The sequence below is a fragment of the Crystallibacter degradans genome, from assembly GCF_012952295.1.
In the GTDB taxonomy this organism is placed as follows: domain Bacteria; phylum Actinomycetota; class Actinomycetes; order Actinomycetales; family Micrococcaceae; genus Crystallibacter; species Crystallibacter degradans.
Window position 1 is genome coordinate 64,501 of sequence record NZ_JABBCH010000007.1, and the last position, 17,910, is coordinate 82,410.

Consider the following 17,910-nt stretch of genomic DNA (forward strand, 5'->3'; position numbering starts at 1 on the left):
GTACTGGCCGCCGTTCGGCCGCTGTATCCAGCCTTTCGCGGAAGCCTCGCGGGCACATCGCGGAACCGGTTGATCCGCCGCGGACAGAGGGTTGATTCCACCGTCAACCGAATGGTTGATGCCCGTTGCCCGTGTGGTGGCTACGCTGGGAGCATGTCTGTCCCGACCGAGCCTGCCGAGACCGAGGCCTGGCCCGGGTCCGGGCCCGGCTTCGCCGAAGCGAGCCAGTCCGGCCGAGCACCTGCAGAATCCGGGCCCGTTCAGCCGTCGGCGGGTGCCTTGGTGCTCCGTGTGCTGCGGATCGGGCTGCACACCGGCTTCGCAGGACTGCTCGCCTTCGCCGTCGTCCTGACACTCATCAACGCACCGCATGCACCGCTGAGTTGGCTCGCCTTGCTGCTGGGGATCCTGCTGGCCGGCGTCTACCTAGCCGGCACGATCGTCGAGAAACGGCACAGCACCACCGGGACCGGCCCGGATCCGCGCCGCTACGGGGCGGCCTGGCTGGCGCTGGTGACCGTGCTCTGGGTAGCGCTCGTGGCGGTCAGCGGGAATTTCGTCTGGCTGGCCTTCCCGCTGTTCTTCCTGCACCTGCACGTGCTCAAAACCGCCCACGCCGTGTTCGCCGTGGCCATGCTGACCGGCGTGGTGATTCTGTCCCAGTGGTGGCACAACGGCCAGCTGGAGCCGGCGATGCTGATCGGGCCGATGGTGGGCGCGGTGTTCGCCGTGTTCATGGCCATGGCGTACCGGGCGCTGTATCTCGACGGCGAGAACCAGCGGCGCGCGCTCGCTGAGCTCCGCCGTACCCGCGCTGAACTGGCCCAATCCCAGCACGACGCCGGGGTGCTCGCCGAACGCGGCCGGCTCGCTCGGGAAATCCACGACACCCTTGCCCAGGGCCTGTCCAGCATCGTGCTGGTCTCGCGCGGTGCCGTTAGTGCGCTGGACGCCGGCGACACCGCGACGGCAGCCGAGCGCATCCGCCTGGCCCAGTCCACGGCCTCGGAGAACCTTGCCGAAGCCCGGCGCTTCATCCGCGGCCTGTCCTCCCCTCAGCTGGAACCGCGGGAAGACGGTGCCAGCGCCCTGGCCGACGGCCTGGCCCGGCTGTGTTCCGCCACCGAGCGGCACGCCGCGGCGCGGGGGGACCAGCTGCGCTGCCGTTTCAACCTCGACGGCGACAGCGTCTGGCTGCCCGCCCCGTACGAGGTCACGCTGCTCCGGGCGGCGCAAGCGAGCCTGGCGAACGTGCTGGCGCATGCGAAGGCGCGCACCGCCGTCGTTACTCTGGGTTTCCTGGACGAAGACGTGACACTGGATATTTACGACGACGGCGTAGGCTTTGATCCGTCAAAGTACGACGGCGGTACGGGCCTTGGTTCTTCTGCGGTGACTGGGGACGGGGAGAGAGACAGCGACGGCGGCGGAGGCGGTGGCTTCGGCCTGCTGACGCTGCGGGAACGGGTTGCCGCGCTCAACGGCCGGCTGGACCTGGAATCCGCGCCGGGTGAGGGAACCGTGGTGGCCATCCGGCTGCCGCTGCGCACCGGCACGGGGGAGGAGCGGGAGTGAGCGGGATCAGGATTCTGCTGGTCGACGACCATCCCGTGGTGCGCGCGGGGCTGCGGGCCATGCTCTCCGACTTCGAAGGCATGACCGTGGCGGCCGAAGCCGCGGACGGTGCTGCCGCGCTGAAGGAACTGGACCGTCTGGCCGCCCTCGGCGAGCCCGCGGATGTGGTGCTGATGGACCTGCAGATGGGTGCCGGTATGGACGGGGTGACGGCGACAGCGCGGATCAAGGCCAACGGCGACGCCGGGAAAGCCGCCCCGCCGGTCCTCATTCTGACCACTTACGACACTGACGCGGACATCCTCGCCGCCGTGGAGGCCGGAGCCGCCGGCTACATGCTTAAGGACGCTCCGCCGGAGCAGATCCGCGAAGCAGTCCTGGCCGCCGCGGGCGGCCGGACCGCGCTGGCACCGGAAGTCGCGGCCCGCCTGATGGGCCGGATCCGCAACCCCGAGCCCGCGCTCAGCGCCCGCGAAGTCCAACTGGTCGAACTGCTGGCTACCGGCATGCAGAACAAGGAAATTGCCCGCAAGCTCTTCATCTCCGAAGCCACAGTCAAGACCCACCTCGTGCACATTTACGCCAAGCTCGGCGTGGACAACCGTACCGCCGCCATCGCCGAGGCCACCAAGCGCTGGATCATCCGCCCGTCCTGACTCTCGCAGGGTCAGCCGGTTGCGCCCAGCAATGTCGGTTAAGGCGTCCTATGACAGGTCGCTGGCGACACCGATCGTGAAGACTTTGGGCCCGCTCCGTGTGACTCTGACCAGATCCTTCGAGACGTTTGCCCTCAGGGCGACGTCGGCGACTGCGGCATCCAGCGATTCGTTCGTGGTCGAGCGGTCCCAGATCTTGAGCGTCACGGAGTGCGATTCAAAGTTCATGCGTCGTTGCTTTCTTTGATTGAATTCCCGCCTCGTCGCTGAGGCAGCGGCAACAACTCTAGCCGGAATGATCATCTTCCCTCGACTAGATTTCGCATTTATGAACCGCCATCAGCCGCTGCTATTCCTGGAAGATCGCGTACCTGGCCGGGCAAAGACCCGGCCCGGACCGCGCGTTGGCCGACAAAGTCTACTCATCCATGGCGATCCGGGAACTGCTGCGCCGACCCTGTATTCACGCAGTGATCCCCGAACGCAGCGACCAGGAGCAAACCGCAAACACCGCGGCGCAGCCGTTCTCAGAGCCATCACCATCTGGCTCAAGGATCTAAGGAGCCCGCGGATGTGGTGCTAATGGACCTGCAGATGGGCACCGGCATGCTCAAGGACGCCCCGCCGGAGCAGATCCGCGAGGCCTGGCCGCCGCGGTCGGCCGCACCGCACTGGCGCCGGAGGTCGCGGCCCGCCTGATGGGCCGGATCCCCAACCCCGAACCTGCCCTCAGCGCCCGCGAAGTCCAGTTGGTGGAACTGCTGGCCACCGGCATGCCGAACAAGGAGATTGCCCGCAAGCTCTTCATCTCCGAGGCCACCGTCAAGACCCGTCTGGTGCACATTTACGCCAAGCTCGGCGTGGACAACCACACGGCCGCCATCGCCGAAGCCACCAAGCGCCGCATCATTCGCCCGGCCTGACTCGCCGCGAACCGGTCCGACGTCCGGCAACGTTTATCCACAGTGGGGGTAACCCAGTGCATAAACGTCATACCTGCTGGTTACGGTAGAAACGATTCACCAATCGCTCCACTTAGTCCAGTCTCTTCACTTCGTCTCTTTCAGGGGAACTTTTATGAACACCGGCCCTTCCGGTATGCCCGCGCACGGCGCGGAACTGCATGACTCACTTCCACCGCGGCCAAAGCAGGCTCCAGCAACTGTCTCCGAACCGGCTGGACATTCAGTGCCGAGCCCTGCTGCAGAACGCGGTCCGTTTGACGGTCTCGGTAAACAGCATTGGCTCAAGGCAGTGGCTTCGGCAGCAATCACTTATGGAATTGTTCTGGGCGGATCTGTCTTAGTGCTCCTGCTGGCAGTGGCGGGTTCGCTGATGTCTGGAGCGGGGAGCGATCTGGGCCAGTCCGCGCAGGAAGCCATCGGCGTGGACCCGATGGAGAGCGGTGTCGGGATGATCTTCACCCTGCCGTTCCTGTTGGTCGGGATGGCTTTCCTTGGCCCGGTAAGTGCTTCCGGGGAGGCTGGCGTCCTGGGAATGTTCCTGAGCATGCGCGGCGAGGTTTGGGCCGTGCCAGTGCTGCTGACGGTCCTTGCAGCCCTCAGCCTGTGGTGGCTCGGCAGGCATTTTGAACGGAAGGCCGGCGTGGTCCGGACAAGCCAACGCTGGATTCTCGCCGCCACCACAGGACTGGCACTTGCCGTGATTGCCGTCGGGCTAGCAATCCTGATGGCGGTGCGCAGCGAAATGGAGGCTGTCACACTCAGCATTGACAGCGCCTCGGCCTGGTTGTTTCTCGGGGCGTTTGTCATCGGCGCAGTCTGTAGTGTTGCCGGACGCCATGCGGGCAGAACCAAGACGCTACCGGCAGCGTCGGCCACTGGGCATGCTGTTGTTCGGACGGCCCAAGCGGTGCGTGTTTTCGGGTGGCACCTTCTGGCTTACATGACGGTGGCGGGTATGGTGCTTTTTGTCGCAGCAGCAACGGAAGGCGGCACGGCAGCAGCCTTCACCGCCCCCTTGTGGCTCCCTACCGCTGCCGCGTGGGCGTATGGGGCGGGACACCTCTCCGGCCTGAACGTGTTCGGCCAACCCGAAACCACCTATGTTTTCGAAGCCGGGTGGTGGCAGGCGGCATTGTTGCTGCTGCTGACGGTGCTTGCCGCGCTCGCCGCGTCTTTGCTGTGGTCGCAGCGCCGGGGAACCGGCCGTAATGCACTTGAGGGATGGTACTCGTGGCTGACCCTGCCCGTTGTTTTCGCCTGTGGCGGGGCGGCAGTGGGACTGATGACCACGATCGTGGCCACGGCTGCCGGCAGTTTCATCTCCTTCTCCGGCGCCATGGGATTGGCAGGCTGGACCTTCCTGGTTATGGGCATCTGGGGTGGAATCATTGAGGTATCAGCCAGATATCTTGCGCCCACACTCGCCCCCTATGCCCCTGCAAAGATGCGCGGTTTTCTGACCGCGGGAGCTCCGTCCGGCGCGGTCATGAGCGTCGGTTCCGTCACCCCGGCCGCGGCACATCCCGTGGCGGACTCTGCCGCTGCGGGAAGGCCAGGCCCGGCCGAAAACCAGCCGACGCCGCTGTCGGCCTCGGCAAAGAAGCGCCTCAAGATCGCCGCTTGGTCTGTTGGAGCCGTTGCCGTGGTCGGAATCGGGGCCGGTATTGCCTACAACATCTTGGCAACCGGCGCTTATGGACCTCAGGCAAAGGTGGAGCAGTACCTCACGGCGCTGCAGAACGGCGAAGCCTCTACCGCAACCGCCCTGCTGGACCCGAACGTTGCCACGGCGGAGCGCGTCCTCTTTAACGATGAGATCTTCGCGGCGGCGGAGAACCGCATCACGGGCTTCAGCATCCGGGACGTGGTGACAACAGAAGATACAGCGATGGTCGTCGCCGACGTCGTCCAAGACGCAAAGACAACACCGCTGACTTTCGAGCTAGAGCAGGAGGGCCGAACGGCCGTCGTCTTCAAGGACTGGCGCATCGCGTCCGGCGGGAGCTGGAGCTTGCCGCTGGAGCTGCCGGCAGGCCGGCAGGACATCAAGGTCAACGGCGTCGCGGTGGAAATCGCCGGCGGCCAGGAGGACTTCCAGGGTGGCGTCCGGGCCCTCGTTCCGGTCTTGCCGGGCGACTATGTGGTCTCGGCGCCGGAAGGAACCAAGTACATCAGCTACGGTTCCGAGCAGGCCGTCCGGGTGCCGGTCGACAGCAGTGCGCAGCCCGAGACAGCGGTCTTCGAACAGGCGATGACGGACGCGGTGGCAGCAGATGCTGCTGCACAGGCGAACGCCTATCTCGCCAAATGCATCGAGGCAAAGGAGCTGCAGCCCCAGGGTTGCCCCAATGCTGCCTTCGCCTGGCGGGACGACGAAAACTACCGCGCGATCAGCTGGAAACTGGAGACCGAGCCGGAGTACGACGTCTCGCGGAGTTGGCTGGACGACGGATTAATGCTGACCGCCCGGAACGGCGAAGTCTCGCTAAATTACGAGGAGAACGTCTCCTTCACCGATGACCGGGAGGAATGGAAGCAGCAGGAGACCACCCGGGGACTCCTGTTTAACGGCGCGGTGTCCATCGACGGCGACAAGCTGACCGTGACCTTCGATTAGGACGCTCGCGCGTCCTGCGAATCGTTTTCCTGCGTGCTGGCTTCGGCCGACGAGCCGAGCCGGCACCAGGGACCGCAGGGTTCGGCAGACGGGCCGGTAACAAGCATCCGGAAGGCGCCGTCGAGGTAGGCCCTGCCGTCCCTGGCCCGCCCGATCACGACGCCACGGCGAAGACGCATCCGTTGGCCCGGTTCCAGTTTGCGCAGTTGCGGCCAGAGCAGGGCTTCCGAGGTCGAAAGGAATAACATAACGGCCCTCCTGTCACCGAGTTGGACCATTATGAACCCTCCCGGCCCTGTTTGGACCCGGCCGGCGCAAAATTGTGCCGACCCGTTATCGTTCGGGCCCGGCCGCTTCGCTGCAGGGCTTCCGTGCGAAAGCGATATATTGTGCGGTGGAGCGGGCATTACCGCACAAACAATGGACGACGGCGGTGTGCAGCTGCCTGCAGGAGGTTATGGATGCGACTGGGTACAGTACGGCGGAATGGGACAACGCAGGCGTTCCGGCAGGAGAACGGCGCCACCACCTACCTTCCGGCCAACGACGTCGGAGAGCTCCTGCTGCGCGAGGACTGGCGCACCCTTGCCGGCGAAGAAGGACAGGAACCGGCTGCCGCCGACCTGGACACGCCCATCCTTCGCCCCGGCAAGATCCTTTGCGCCGGACTGAACTACTACGCACACGCCGAAGAAGTCGGCCAGGACGTGCCGAAGCACCCCACGATCTTCACCAAGATGCACAACGCGCTGGTGGGTCCCAACGATGACGTGCAGATGCCCGAAGCCAGCCGCAAGATCGACTGGGAGGCCGAGCTGACCATCGTGATCGGCAAAACAATCCGCAAAGTGGACGAGGCCGCAGCCCGCGACGCCATCCTCGGGTACACGGTGATGAACGACGTCTCCGTGCGGGACTGGCAGGGCCGCACGTCCGAGTGGTTCCAGGGCAAGAACTGGGACCGGATGACGCCGGTGGGCCCAGTCGTAGTGACGGCGGATGAAATCGACCCGGCGGACGGCCTGGCCGTGGAGTGCGAGCTGGACGGCGTCGTCAAGCAGTCCGGCACGACATCGGATCTGATCTTCTCCTGCGCCAAGCTGGTCTCCTACATCAGCGAGTTCATGACCTTGGAGCCGGGCGACATCATCGCCACCGGCACGCCGGCCGGGGTCGGTCTGGCGCGCAAGCCCCGCGAGTGGATTCCGGTCGGTGCGGAACTAGTGACCCGGATCGAGGGAATCGGCGAGCTGCGCAACAAGTGCGTCGCCGAGCCGACGGCCGGATAATCAGGCTTCGCGAATGTCACTTTCGAGTCACTCCGTCGTAAATGTCCTAAGGCGGCCGTAGTATCGAACGATGGGGCAGACACGGTTATTCGGTCGGGACCGCGAACTTGCTCATTGGCAAACGCTCGCGGACACCGTCGCGTCCGGCCGCAATACGGAGCTGACGGTCAGCGGCCCGGCAGGCATCGGCAAGACCTCGCTGCTGGACGAAATCTGCCGCGATGCGCAGGCCCGCGACTGGAAGATCCTGCGTGCCCGCGGGGATGCCCGGCGGCAGCTGCCCGGAGCCATGCTGTGGCAGTGGTTCGCCCCGTTGGCCCAGCGGCTGCCCGCGGATGCGCCGCCCTTTGACGGCCAGGGCGCGCTGCTGCACAAGTTCCTGACCACCACCGGCATTCCGGCCCAGAGCGAGGCCCTGAGCTATTCGGCCTCGTGGGTGCTGCGCTCGCTGAGCCAGGACCGGCCAGTGATCGCCGTGGTGGATGACGCCCAGTGGCTCGACGAACTCTCCCTCGGCGCCCTTCTGGATATCGGCAGCCTGCTGATCGACGTCCCCGTGCTCCTGCTGCGCGGCGTCCGGACCGGACCCGGCGCCGAACATCCCGAGGGCATCGACACAAGCGCGTTGCTGGAAGGGGACCGGATTTCCGACCGCGAACCTCAGGTTCCCTCCAGCGTTCCCCTGCACTGGCAGCTGGAGCCGCTGAGCCAGAAGGCCATTGAGAACTGGATTCTGGAGCGGCAGGAAAGCAACGTCCAGGTCAACGCGGCCCGGGTCCAGGCCGCGAGCGGCGGAGTGCCGTTCTTCATCCACGAACTGCTCGAGCGGGACCAGCCGCTGGCCAGGCCCGCCGAAGCTTCGCCCAATGAGGCAGCCGTGCTGCGGGACCGGCTGCACCGGCTCGGGGCGCTGGACCGAAACGTGCTCGGCGGCGTCGTCGTTCTTGGCGAAGACACCAGCGCAGCACGGCTGAAGGCCATGCTGGAGCTGCGGACCGCGGAACTAAACGAGTCGCTGGCCAGGCTGGAGGAAGAACGGTTCCTGGCCTCGGTGAAGCCGCGGCCGGCCATCCAGCATGCGCTCGTGGCGGAGGCCTTGTTGGCGGATCTGGGCGATGAAGAGGTTTCGGCCCTGTACCGGAGCGCGGCCGGCGTATTGATGGCCGAAGGCGCGCAGCCGGCCCTGATTGCCGGCTACCTGCTGGAGACGTTGCCGGACGGCGACGAGGACGGTGCCCGGATCCTGCTCGCCGCTGCCGCGCAGGCACGCCGCCAGGGCGCCTACGCGCTCGCCGCCCAGCTGGCAGACCGGGCGCTGCAGGAGTCCGCGCTGCCGAACCACCTGCGGCAGGAGCTGCTGGTCGAGGCCACGTACGCGCATCAGGGCGCGGGTGATTCGCAGACCGCTGCGAGGCTCGCTGAGGACGCGTTGGAACTGACCGAAGGAACAGTCTGCCGGGTGGAGCTGCTGGTCGGCCACGCTGAAGTGCTCTACGGCATGAACGAGGTGGAACGTGCCTCGGAGTGCTTCGGCAAGGCGCTGAAGGAACTCGAAAACGACCCGGGCGACCATGGCGATTTACGACGGCGGGTGATTGCGTTGGCAGCCGGCGCGGGTTTCCAGCAACTGCAGATCGCCGCGCAGTATTCGTCCGAGCTCGCCGGGATCCTGAACCGGGACCCGTCCGAGGACGGGCCGGGGGACCGGCTGCTGCTGGTGCAGGAGGCACTGCGCCTGACCATTAGCGGCACGGACGCGGCGCTGAGCGGGGAGCTGGCGGTCCGCGGCTACGCGGGCGGTCTCATCCTGGCCGAAAACGGGGCCGAGTCCAGCATCATCAATTTCCTGACCGGCGCCCTCAACGGTGCGGAGCGGGACGCGGACGCCCTGGAATTGCTGGACGCGGCCATTGCCGAAGCACGGTCCAAGTCGTCGCTGATGGCGCACGCCACCCTGGCTTACTGCCGCGGGTCCATCCACCTGAACCGCGGCCGGCTGCGGTTGGCACAGGTGGATCTGGAGGCCAGCATGCGCGCCGCGGATGCCGGCTGGCGCACCTACATTGAAGTGGCCGCGTTCGTGCTCGCCAGTGTTTACGTCGCTCGCGACGACCTGGAGGCGGCGGATGCCCTGCTGGCCAAGGTTCCACTGGACGAAAAACGTGTTCCGCTGGTCCAGGCCATGGCGCTGCAGCTGCACGGAACGGTGCTGGCCGCGCACGGTGACCACAAGTCCGCGCTGGAACACTTTACGGCCGCGATGGATCTGGCCGTGGGGCTGGGACCGACCTTGAGCGCCTGGACCCGGAGCGCGGTGGAAAGCGCGGTGCGCCTGGGTCAGAAGGAGTATGCCGCGGCGGTGGCAGAGGAAGCGTTGGACAAGGTCCGCGCCTTCGGCGCACCCCGGCTGACGGGCATGACGCTGCGGGTGGCGGCGCTCGCGCAGCCACCGGAAACCGCCGTGCTGATGCTCCGCGAGGCCATCGGCCTGCTGGAGGCGAACGAGGGGCGCTACGACCAGGCCCTCGCCTTGGCGGATCTGGCCGAAATCTGCCTCGCGGGGGAGGACGCGGACAAGCTGTCAGCGCACCGGCAGGAGGCCCTGGCGGCAGGCCGCAAGGCACTGGTGCTGGGCAACCGCATCGGCGCGGCCGCCGTGGCGCGGCGCATGACCGAGCTGCTGGCCGCCCATGATGCACGGCTGCCGCTGATCGCGGAGAACAAGGCGGACCGGCTGACGGCCGCGGAGACCCGAGTCTGCTCGCTGGCTGCCAAGGGCATGACCAACCGGCAGATCGCCGCAGAATTGTTCATCACCATCAAGGCCGTGGAGTGGCATCTGTCCCGGTCCTTCTCCAAGCTAGGCATCTCTTCGCGCAAGGCGCTCGCCGGCCTCGTCGACGCCCGCGATTAGGCGCGGTTGGGGGCACGTTCAGCCGGTGGAGCAGCGGATTCAGCCGGCGGCGCCGTCGTGAGCCATGTCCTGCCCCTGCTGTAGCCACGCCATGGCCTCGGACCGTGAATTGAAGAACCGCGTGGGGCACGGCGGGGTATGTACGCCGAGGAAAAAGTTCGCGATGACCCGGTCCACGGCGGATTTTCCCAGCAGTGCTATCCGGTTCGCGGCGCAGGGGATCGAGAAGACCGCACGGGCACCCCGGCTCACGGATTGGGTCGTCGCCATGTCAACCAGCATTGGGTGCTCATCGGTGCCGGAGAGGTTGTTGACCTCCCGCATCGCCGCCTGGGCGTCCTCGGCTTCGATCCGCACCCCTGTGGTCCACCGCAGATTCAGGATCCCGTCCCCGGTGAGCTCCAGAGTGGCTTTGTCTCCTTCGATGGCGATCGGTTCCATAGCTCCTCCTGGGATGCGTGGGGCGCGCTCGGCTGCAGCGGAGCGGCTGTCTTAAATGTAACGATAAACTGCCGCGCACGGTACGAGCACGTCCGCTGCCACCGGCCGGTGCGGCGTTTCCGGCCGCTGCGGCAGGACCATGAACAACCACAGCCACCCTAGCTTTTCCTAACTGGGGTGGTTAACGCTGGTCAAACGCTCTATGGCCGAGCAGAATTGATTGTGTTGGAAGCGGAACGGGAAACCGGACCGGATCCGGCAGCAGCTTAGTCCGTTGGGGGCGGCTGGGGAGACCCGGTTGTGGTGCATAGCACCGGATATTCGCGGCTGCAGATACGAAATGGCTCGAAGTGAGTTGGCTCTTGGGGAGGCCTGACTTTGAGCCATTTCGTCTGTCCGGGGCCGTTTCCGCCGCGGGGCGCGGACCGCTTCGGCCGGACCCGGGCAATGTCTACGTCGCCCGCCGGAAGTGACACACTGTAACGGTGGCCCATCTTGACGTGACCAATATTGACTTTTTCCTCTCCGACGGACGCCAGTTGCTCAACGGCGTCGGCTTCAAAGTCGGCGACGGCGCCAAAACCGCTCTCATCGGACCGAACGGCACCGGCAAGACCACCCTGCTGCGCATCATCGCCGGCGATCTGACCCCGGACGAGGGCGCGGTCAGCCGCTCCGGCAACATGGGCATCATGCGCCAGTTCGTCGGCCAGGTCCGGGACGACACCACCGTGCGTGACCTGCTGGTCACTGCCGCGCCTCCTGCCCTCGCGGCCGCCGCCAGGGCGGTGGATTCGGCCGAACTGGCCATGATGGAGCACGACGACGAGCCAACCCAGATGCGCTACGCCCAGGCAATCGCGGACTGGGGCGACGCCGGCGGCTACGAGCTGGAAACCGTCTGGGACGAAGTCGCCATGGCCGCGCTCGGGATTCCCTTTGACCGCGCCCAGCACCGCGCGGCGTCGACCCTCTCCGGCGGCGAACAGAAGCGACTGGTCCTCGAGGCACTGTTTTCCGGTCCGGACGAGCTCCTGCTGCTCGACGAGCCGGACAACTACCTGGATGTACCCGGCAAGCGCTGGCTGGAAGGGAAACTCAACGAATCCAAAAAGTCCGTGCTCTTCGTCAGCCACGACCGGGAGCTGCTGGCCAACGCCGCCAACCGGATCGTCACGCTGGAACCGGGTGCCCTCGGCGCCACTGCCTGGGTGCACGGCGGCGGGTTCGAAAGCTACCTGCAGGCGCGGGCCGACCGCAATGCCCGCTTCGAGGAGCTGCGCAAGCGCTGGGACGAGGAGCACGTGAAGCTCAAGGAACTCGTCAACATGTACAAGAACAAGGCCGCCTTCCGCTCCGACATGGCCAACCGTTATCACGCGGCGCAGACCCGGCTGGCGAAGTTCCTCGAGGCCGGCCCGCCTGAGGCCGTGCCCATCGAGCAGAACGTGCACATGCGGCTCAAGGGCGGCCGCACGGCCAAGCGCGCCATTGTCGCCAGCAAGCTGGAGCTGACCGGCCTGATGAAGCCGTTCAGCACTGAGATCTGGTTCGGCGACCGCGTCGGCGTGCTCGGCGCCAACGGCTCGGGCAAGTCGCACTTCCTGCGGCTGCTGGCCGGCGGCGGCACGGATCCGGAGAAGGAGCACGTGCCGGTCTCCGAGGTCGAGATTGCCGAAGTTCCGCACAGCGGCACGGTCAAGCTCGGCGCCCGGATCCGGCCGGGTTTCTTCGCGCAGACCCACGTCCGCCCCGACCTGCTCGGCCGGACCTTGGTGGACATCCTGCACCGCGGCGACGAACACCGCTCCGGCCTTGGCCGGGAGGCCGCGGCCGCAGTGCTGGACCGTTACGGGCTGGCGCAGCAGGCGGAGCAAAAGTATGACTCGCTCTCCGGCGGCCAGCAGGCCCGGCTGCAGATCCTGCTGCTGGAACTTTCCGGCGCTACCCTGCTGCTGCTCGACGAGCCCACGGACAACCTGGACCTGCACTCGGCCGAGGCGCTGGAGCGCGCCATCGACGCCTTCGAGGGCACGGTCCTCGCGGTCACTCACGACCGCTGGTTCGCCCGCAGCTTCGACCGCTTCCTGGTCTTCGGCTCGGACGGCAAGGTCTACGAGAGCGACGTGCCGGTCTGGGACGAAGAGCGCGTGGTCCGCCAGCGATGAGGCAGCCGGGTTCCGTTGCCGGCGCCAAGTACGCCACCTTCATCATCTTTGGGCTCAACGGACTGGTTTTCGCCAGCTGGGCGGCCAGGATTCCCGCAGCCGCCTCCGCGCTGCAGATTTCGGCCGGGCAGATCGGGGCCCTGCTGCTGGCACTCGGGCTGGGCTCGGTGGTCTCGCTGCCGCTGGCCGGTCCGATTTCGGCGCGCATCGGCACGGCCAACACCGTGCGCGCGGGCGGCACCGTGGCGGCAGTCGCCGCCGTCGGGCTGGCCATGGCGCTCTTCGCGGGCTCCGTACCCGGGGCCGCGGCGGCCTTGTTCGTCTACGGCGTCGGCGTGGCCTGGTGGGATGTGGCCCAGAATATCGAGGGCGCCGACGTCGAGCGGCGCCTGCTGCGCACCATCATGCCGCAGTTCCATGCCGCCTTCAGCCTGGGCGCCTTCATCGGCGCGATGATCGGGGCGGCGCTCTCCGTGCTCCAGATCCAGCTCGCGGTGCACCTGCTGTTCATGGCCGTGCTGGTAGCCGTCGCCGTCCTCACCGTGCCCAAATACTTCCTGCCGCATGCGCCGGAACAACCTAACGACGACGACGGCGTACCCCGCCGCGGTAAATTCGGCGCCTGGCGGGAACCGCGCACCGTGCTGATCGGTGTGCTGGTGCTCGGGGCGGCACTGACCGAGGGCGCCGCCAACGACTGGATCGCCCAGGCCACCGTGGTGGGGCTCGGCGCGTCCGAGGCCATCGGCGCCGTGCTGTTCGGCATTTTCGTGGCTTCGATGACGCTACTGCGGCTGGTCGGCGGACGGTTCATCGACCGCTGGGGCCGCGTCCTGGTGCTGCGGGTGAGCATGACGACGGCGTTGGTGGGCCTGCTGGTATTCGTCCTCGCTCCGGAGGTGCCGCTAGCCATCTTCGGCGCGGTCCTCTGGGGCGCGGGCGCCGCGCTGGGCTTCCCGATGGGCATGTCCGCGGCGGCCGATGACCGGGCCTTCGCCGCCGAACGCGTTTCGGTCGTCTCCACCCTGGGCTATGTCGCGTTTTTGGCCGGGCCGCCGTTCCTCGGCTTCCTGGGTGAGCATGTGGGCATCCGCAACGCCCTGCTTGCGGTGGCCGTGCTCATGGTCGCCTCGCTGCTGACCGCCCCCGCCGCCCGGGAACAGGAGCCCGTCCGGCGGTAAGGCGACTACAGCACTGGCCGTTGGCCGGCCTCCTGCGGACAGCCCTGTAGTCCTCAAGGACTACGCCGGCGGCGGGCAAGATCATCCTGCAGTGCGGTTACGCCGCGGCCGCCGGCCCGTAGCGTAGTTGGTGCGGGAATCTTTTCCGCCCGCAACCCCAAACTTTAAGGACGGCAGACATGATCGAGGCACACGGCCTGGTCAAGGTGTACGGCAAGAAACCCGCCGTGCAGGGCATCTCCTTCACTGTGCAGCCGGGCAAAGTCACCGGCTTCCTGGGCCCGAACGGCGCGGGCAAGTCCACCACCATGCGCATGATCATGGGGCTGGACCGGCCCACCAGCGGCGACGTCAAGGTGAACGGCAGGCACTATGCCGCACACAAGGCTCCGCTGCGCGAAGTCGGCGCGCTGCTGGACGCCAAGGCGGTCCACAGCTCCCGCAGTGCCTACAACCACCTGCGCGCGATGGCCGCCACGCACGGGATCCCGACGAAGCGCGTGCAGGAAGTCATCGATCTGACCGGCCTGGGTGCCGTCGCGAAGAAGCGGGTAGGTGGCTTCTCGCTCGGCATGGGCCAGCGGCTCGGCATCGCGGCCGCGCTGCTGGGCGATCCGCAGACCATCATCCTGGACGAGCCCGTCAACGGACTCGATCCCGAAGGCGTGCTCTGGGTCCGCAACCTGGTCCGCTCGCTCGCCGCCGAAGGCCGCACCGTGTTCCTCTCCTCGCACTTGATGAGCGAAATGGCGCAGACCGCGGACCACCTGCTAGTGATCGGCCGCGGCAAGATCATTGCCGACGCGAGCATGCAGGACTTCCTGAACGGCCAGAACCAGGTGCGCTCGCGCGTCCGTACGGACAACCCGGAGGTCCTGATCCGCGCGCTCGCAGCTCCCGGCGTCAGTGTGGACACCCGCGACTTGGCGCTGCTGGAGATCACCGGCGTGGACCCCCGCGACATCGCCCGGGCCGCCTTGGAACAGCAGGTCCTGGTTTACGAACTGACCCCGCTGCAGGCTTCGCTGGAAGAGGTCTACATGGACCTGACCAAGGACGAAGTGGAATACCACTCGCAGAACATCGACACCCAGCCAGCGCTTCAAGAACAGTCAGGACAGCCGGCGCTGCCGGCCGAACTGGCCCCCGCGGGCACCACCGGCAGGGAAGGAAAGTAAGGCCATGAGCACTGCAACCATGAACAAGCCGGCCCACACCGCCGGTAGCGGCGTGAACTTCGCCCGGTCCCTGCACTCCGAGTGGATCAAGTTCACCACCCTGCGCTCCACCTGGATCCTGCTGGCCACCACGATGGTCGTCATGATCGGCATCGGCCTGCTCGGTGCCTGGGGCATGGGCTCCGGCATGGAGTCCATCCGCGAGAGCGGGCAGGACCCCGCGGCCATGGGCATGGACGAGTCCATGCTGCACATGATGGCCACCGGCGGCATCGATTTCGGCCAGCTGATCATCGGCGCCCTGGGCGTGCTGTTGATCGCCTCCGAGTACTCCACCGGCATGATCCGTTCCACCATGACCGCCGTGCCGGGGCGTTTGTCCCCGCTGGCAGCCAAGGCCGTCGTCGTTGCCGCGGTAGCCGCCGTCGTCGGTATTGTTTCCAGCTTCGCCACGTACTTCCTCAGTCAGCCCATCCTGGCCAGCTACGGGCTGGACTACGGGCTGGACGTGGAGAACTTCGTGCAGTCGCTGCTGCTCTCCGGTGTCTATCTGGCGCTGGTCGCCCTGATGGGCCTGGCCGTGGGGTCGCTGTTGCGCAACAGCGCCGGCGGGATTGTCACGCTGGTGGCCCTGCTGCTGGTGCTGCCGATTGTGGCGAGCATCCTCCAGTTCGACTGGATCCAGGACGGCGTGGTTCCGTACCTGCCCTCCAATGCGGGCCGCCAAATGCTGGCGCTGCAGATTGCCGACGGCGACCTGACCCAGCTGCAGGGCGGTCTGGTGATGGCAGCCTGGACCGCAGTGCTGCTTGCCGCCGCGGCGGTGACCACCAAGACCCGGGACGTCTAGGCCCGGGGATAAGCTCACCAGCATGAGCACACAGACTTCAGCGAGGGAGGCGGCGGAGCGAACGGCCGCCGTCTCCTTCGCTGAGATATCTTCCAAGCGGCGGGGGCCCTTCCGCCGCTATTTCCATGCCCACCCGGTGGCGATGGACTGGCTGCTGGTTACCGCCAACTTCTTGTTCGGCCTGGGCAACGCGATCTACAGCATCGGCATCGGCGAATGGCTGCCGCTGGTCCTGCTCGTGGGAGCCTCTACCGCGCTGGTCTTCCGCCGGCATTTCCCCTGGCTGGTCCTGGCGGCCATAGTCGTCGGGGACGTGCTGACTGTGCTGTTCACCAGTACCGGCAGCAGCTCCATCGGCATGTGGCTGGCCATTTACACCGTTGCCACCACCGTGCGGGCATTGCATGCGCTGGTGGCGGCGGTTCTCGCCGGGGCCCCGCTGCTGGTTGCCATGGCCTTCAGGATGCCGGCGGAAATCGCCGAAAGCATCGCCTCCGGAGAGCTGCCGCCCTACATCGGGCTGATCTCCGGCGTCGTCATTCTGTTGTTCAACGTCATTGCCGCCGGCATCGGGATCACCGTCCGGCGCGACCGGCAGCACGAAGAGGAGCTGCGCCGCTGGGCCGCCGACAATGCCCTGCTGGCTTCGGCCAATGAACGAACGCGGATCGCGCGCGAAATGCACGATGTGGTGGCCCATTCCTTGTCGGTGATGATCGCGCTCTCGGACGGCGCCGCCGTCGTTGTTAAGAAGGATCCGGGGCGGGCGGCGGACGTGCTCGACCAGCTCTCTGTCACAGGCCGCACCGCGCTCGCCGACATGCGCCGGGTGCTGGGCGTCCTGCGCGACGATGCCCAGCCGGCCGCGCCGCTGGAGCCGGCCGGGAGCGAGCTGATGGACCTGATCGAAGGCTTCCGCGCCGCCGGGCTGCCGCTGCGGGTGGTCACCAGCGGGCCAGTGCTGCCCGAAGACCGGAACTTCAAGCTGACCGTGTACCGGATTGTGCAGGAATCGCTGACCAACGTGCTGCGCTATGCCCGCGGCCTGAGCGAGGTCAAGGTGGACATCACCCGTGCCGGCTCGGTGGTGAATATCCGCGTGACGGACGACGGGCACGCCCCGGCATCGGTGAAGTCCCTGGGGGCGGGGCAGGGCATCACCGGCATGCGCGAACGCGCGGCGATTTACCACGGCACGGTTGACTGCGGTCCGCGTCCCAATGGTGGTTGGATGGTTGAAGCAACGTTGGACTGGCCGGGGGAGGAGCCTGCACATGGCTGAGGAATGCGCGGAACCAACTGAAGCAACGGAGCCGGCGGCACCGAACGGTCCCATCCGGGTGTTGCTGGTCGATGACCAGCCTCTGCTGCGCATGGGATTCCGCCTGATCCTCGAAGGCGAGGACGACGTCGAGATTGCCGGCGAGGCGTCCAACGGCGCGGAAGCGCTGGAGCTGGTCCGGACGCTGGAGCCGGACGTGGTGCTGATGGACGTGCGCATGCCCGTGCTGGACGGGATCGAGGCAACCCGGCAGATCACCGCGGCCGGACTGTGTGCGCGGATCATCATCCTGACCACGTTCGACCTGGACGAATATGCCTTCGCCGGGCTGCGGGCCGGGGCCAGTGCCTTCCTGCTCAAGGACGTGGCGCCGGACGAGCTGGTCCACGCCGTGCGGCTGGTGGCCAGCGGGGACGCCGTGGTGGCGCCCCGGGTTACGCAGCGGCTGCTGGAAACGTACGTCCGGGCCCTGCCGCCGGATGCCGGCCCCGCCGTGGCGCCGCAGCGTGATCCGCTGCTCGATGACCTCACGCCGCGGGAGCTCGAAGTGCTGTCCGCGATTGCCGAGGGGCTGTCCAACGCGGAGATCGCGCACAAGTTCTTCCTCTCCGAGGCCACCGTGAAGACTCATGTCCGCCGGATCCTGAGCAAGCTGCACCTGCGTGACCGGGTACAGGCCGTGGTCTACGCGTACGAGACAGGCCTGGTGGTCCCGAGCCAGGGGCTGGATTACTGATCCTGCGCGGGCCTTGCGCTGCTTCCCCAACCTTTTCCCATCCGTTTCGCGCCGGTCC

The 17,910-nt window shown here is 66.9% G+C and carries 14 protein-coding genes and 2 pseudogenes; 13 read left to right on the forward strand and 3 right to left on the reverse strand.

The annotated features are described in order from the left end of the window. Positions 1 to 153: 153 nt before the first annotated feature. Together HGO92_RS12860 and HGO92_RS12865 are read left to right on the forward strand one after the other, a co-directional pair. Positions 154 to 1,575 carry a sensor histidine kinase gene (locus HGO92_RS12860; RefSeq protein ID WP_169995406.1) on the forward strand — a complete coding sequence of 474 codons (1,422 nt, stop codon included), beginning with the start codon at positions 154 to 156 and terminating at the stop codon, positions 1,573 to 1,575. Further along, positions 1,572 to 2,231, forward strand: a complete 660-nt coding sequence (locus tag HGO92_RS12865; protein WP_169995408.1) for a response regulator — start codon at positions 1,572 to 1,574, stop codon at positions 2,229 to 2,231. Before HGO92_RS12860 ends, HGO92_RS12865 begins: the two co-directional genes overlap by 4 nt. A gap of 48 nt (positions 2,232 to 2,279) precedes the next feature. On the opposite strand, the gene HGO92_RS12870 is transcribed toward HGO92_RS12865, so the two are convergent. Then, entirely contained in the window at positions 2,280 to 2,459 is a 180-nt protein-coding gene (locus HGO92_RS12870) for a hypothetical protein (protein WP_169995410.1), read from the reverse strand. A 173-nt stretch (positions 2,460 to 2,632) separates the two neighbouring features. On the opposite strand from HGO92_RS12870, the pseudogene HGO92_RS23750 reads away from it, so the two are divergent. The 3 genes and pseudogenes from HGO92_RS23750 to HGO92_RS12880 all read left to right on the forward strand — a co-directional run. Continuing rightward, positions 2,633 to 2,731 (forward strand): annotated as a pseudogene (locus HGO92_RS23750) (IS5-like element ISAs34 family transposase); the annotation flags it as partial. Positions 2,732 to 2,792: 61 nt separating this feature from the next. Beyond that, positions 2,793 to 3,154: pseudogene (locus HGO92_RS12875) on the forward strand (LuxR C-terminal-related transcriptional regulator); the annotation flags it as partial. 382 nt (positions 3,155 to 3,536) lie between these two features. Continuing rightward, the gene (locus HGO92_RS12880) at positions 3,537 to 5,813 is read left to right on the forward strand and encodes a hypothetical protein (RefSeq protein WP_205834467.1); all 2,277 of its coding nucleotides are present in this window, start codon (positions 3,537 to 3,539) and stop codon (positions 5,811 to 5,813) included. On the opposite strand, the gene HGO92_RS12885 is transcribed toward HGO92_RS12880, so the two are convergent. Beyond that, entirely contained in the window at positions 5,810 to 6,061 is a 252-nt protein-coding gene (locus HGO92_RS12885) for a hypothetical protein (RefSeq protein ID WP_169995414.1), read from the reverse strand. The two genes, HGO92_RS12880 and HGO92_RS12885, sit on opposite strands and share 4 nt — an antisense overlap. A gap of 213 nt (positions 6,062 to 6,274) precedes the next feature. Between HGO92_RS12885 and HGO92_RS12890 the strand changes: the two genes are divergently transcribed. Beyond that, entirely contained in the window at positions 6,275 to 7,102 is an 828-nt protein-coding gene (locus HGO92_RS12890; protein ID WP_169995416.1) for a fumarylacetoacetate hydrolase family protein, read from the forward strand. 70 nt (positions 7,103 to 7,172) lie between these two features. Continuing rightward, entirely contained in the window at positions 7,173 to 10,016 is a 2,844-nt protein-coding gene (locus HGO92_RS12895; RefSeq protein WP_169995418.1) for a helix-turn-helix transcriptional regulator, read from the forward strand. A 39-nt stretch (positions 10,017 to 10,055) separates the two neighbouring features. Here the strand turns inward: HGO92_RS12895 and HGO92_RS12900 are convergent, their stop codons facing one another. Next, positions 10,056 to 10,457, reverse strand: coding sequence for a DUF7793 family protein (locus HGO92_RS12900; protein WP_169995420.1), 402 nt, complete (start codon positions 10,455 to 10,457; stop codon positions 10,056 to 10,058). 485 nt (positions 10,458 to 10,942) lie between these two features. Here HGO92_RS12900 and HGO92_RS12905 point away from each other — a divergent pair, with 485 nt between their 5' ends. The 6 genes from HGO92_RS12905 to HGO92_RS12930 all read left to right on the forward strand — a co-directional run bounded on the left by HGO92_RS12905 (position 10,943) and on the right by HGO92_RS12930 (position 17,852). After that, entirely contained in the window at positions 10,943 to 12,625 is a 1,683-nt protein-coding gene (locus HGO92_RS12905; protein WP_169995422.1) for an ATP-binding cassette domain-containing protein, read from the forward strand. After that, positions 12,622 to 13,806, forward strand: coding sequence for an MFS transporter (locus HGO92_RS12910; RefSeq protein WP_169995424.1), 1,185 nt, complete (start codon positions 12,622 to 12,624; stop codon positions 13,804 to 13,806). The genes HGO92_RS12905 and HGO92_RS12910 overlap by 4 nt, the downstream gene beginning before the upstream one ends. A 179-nt stretch (positions 13,807 to 13,985) precedes the next feature. After that, entirely contained in the window at positions 13,986 to 14,984 is a 999-nt protein-coding gene (locus HGO92_RS12915) for an ABC transporter ATP-binding protein (protein ID WP_169995426.1), read from the forward strand. Between the two features lie 4 nt (positions 14,985 to 14,988). Continuing rightward, positions 14,989 to 15,834, forward strand: a complete 846-nt coding sequence (locus HGO92_RS12920; protein ID WP_169995428.1) for an ABC transporter permease — start codon at positions 14,989 to 14,991, stop codon at positions 15,832 to 15,834. A 22-nt stretch (positions 15,835 to 15,856) separates the two neighbouring features. Beyond that, a complete protein-coding gene (locus HGO92_RS12925) occupies positions 15,857 to 17,116 on the forward strand; it encodes a sensor histidine kinase (protein ID WP_169995430.1) in 1,260 nt (419 codons plus the stop codon). Beyond that, positions 17,109 to 17,852, forward strand: a complete 744-nt coding sequence (locus tag HGO92_RS12930) for a response regulator (RefSeq protein WP_169995432.1) — start codon at positions 17,109 to 17,111, stop codon at positions 17,850 to 17,852. Before HGO92_RS12925 ends, HGO92_RS12930 begins: the two co-directional genes overlap by 8 nt. Positions 17,853 to 17,910: the final 58 nt, after the last annotated feature.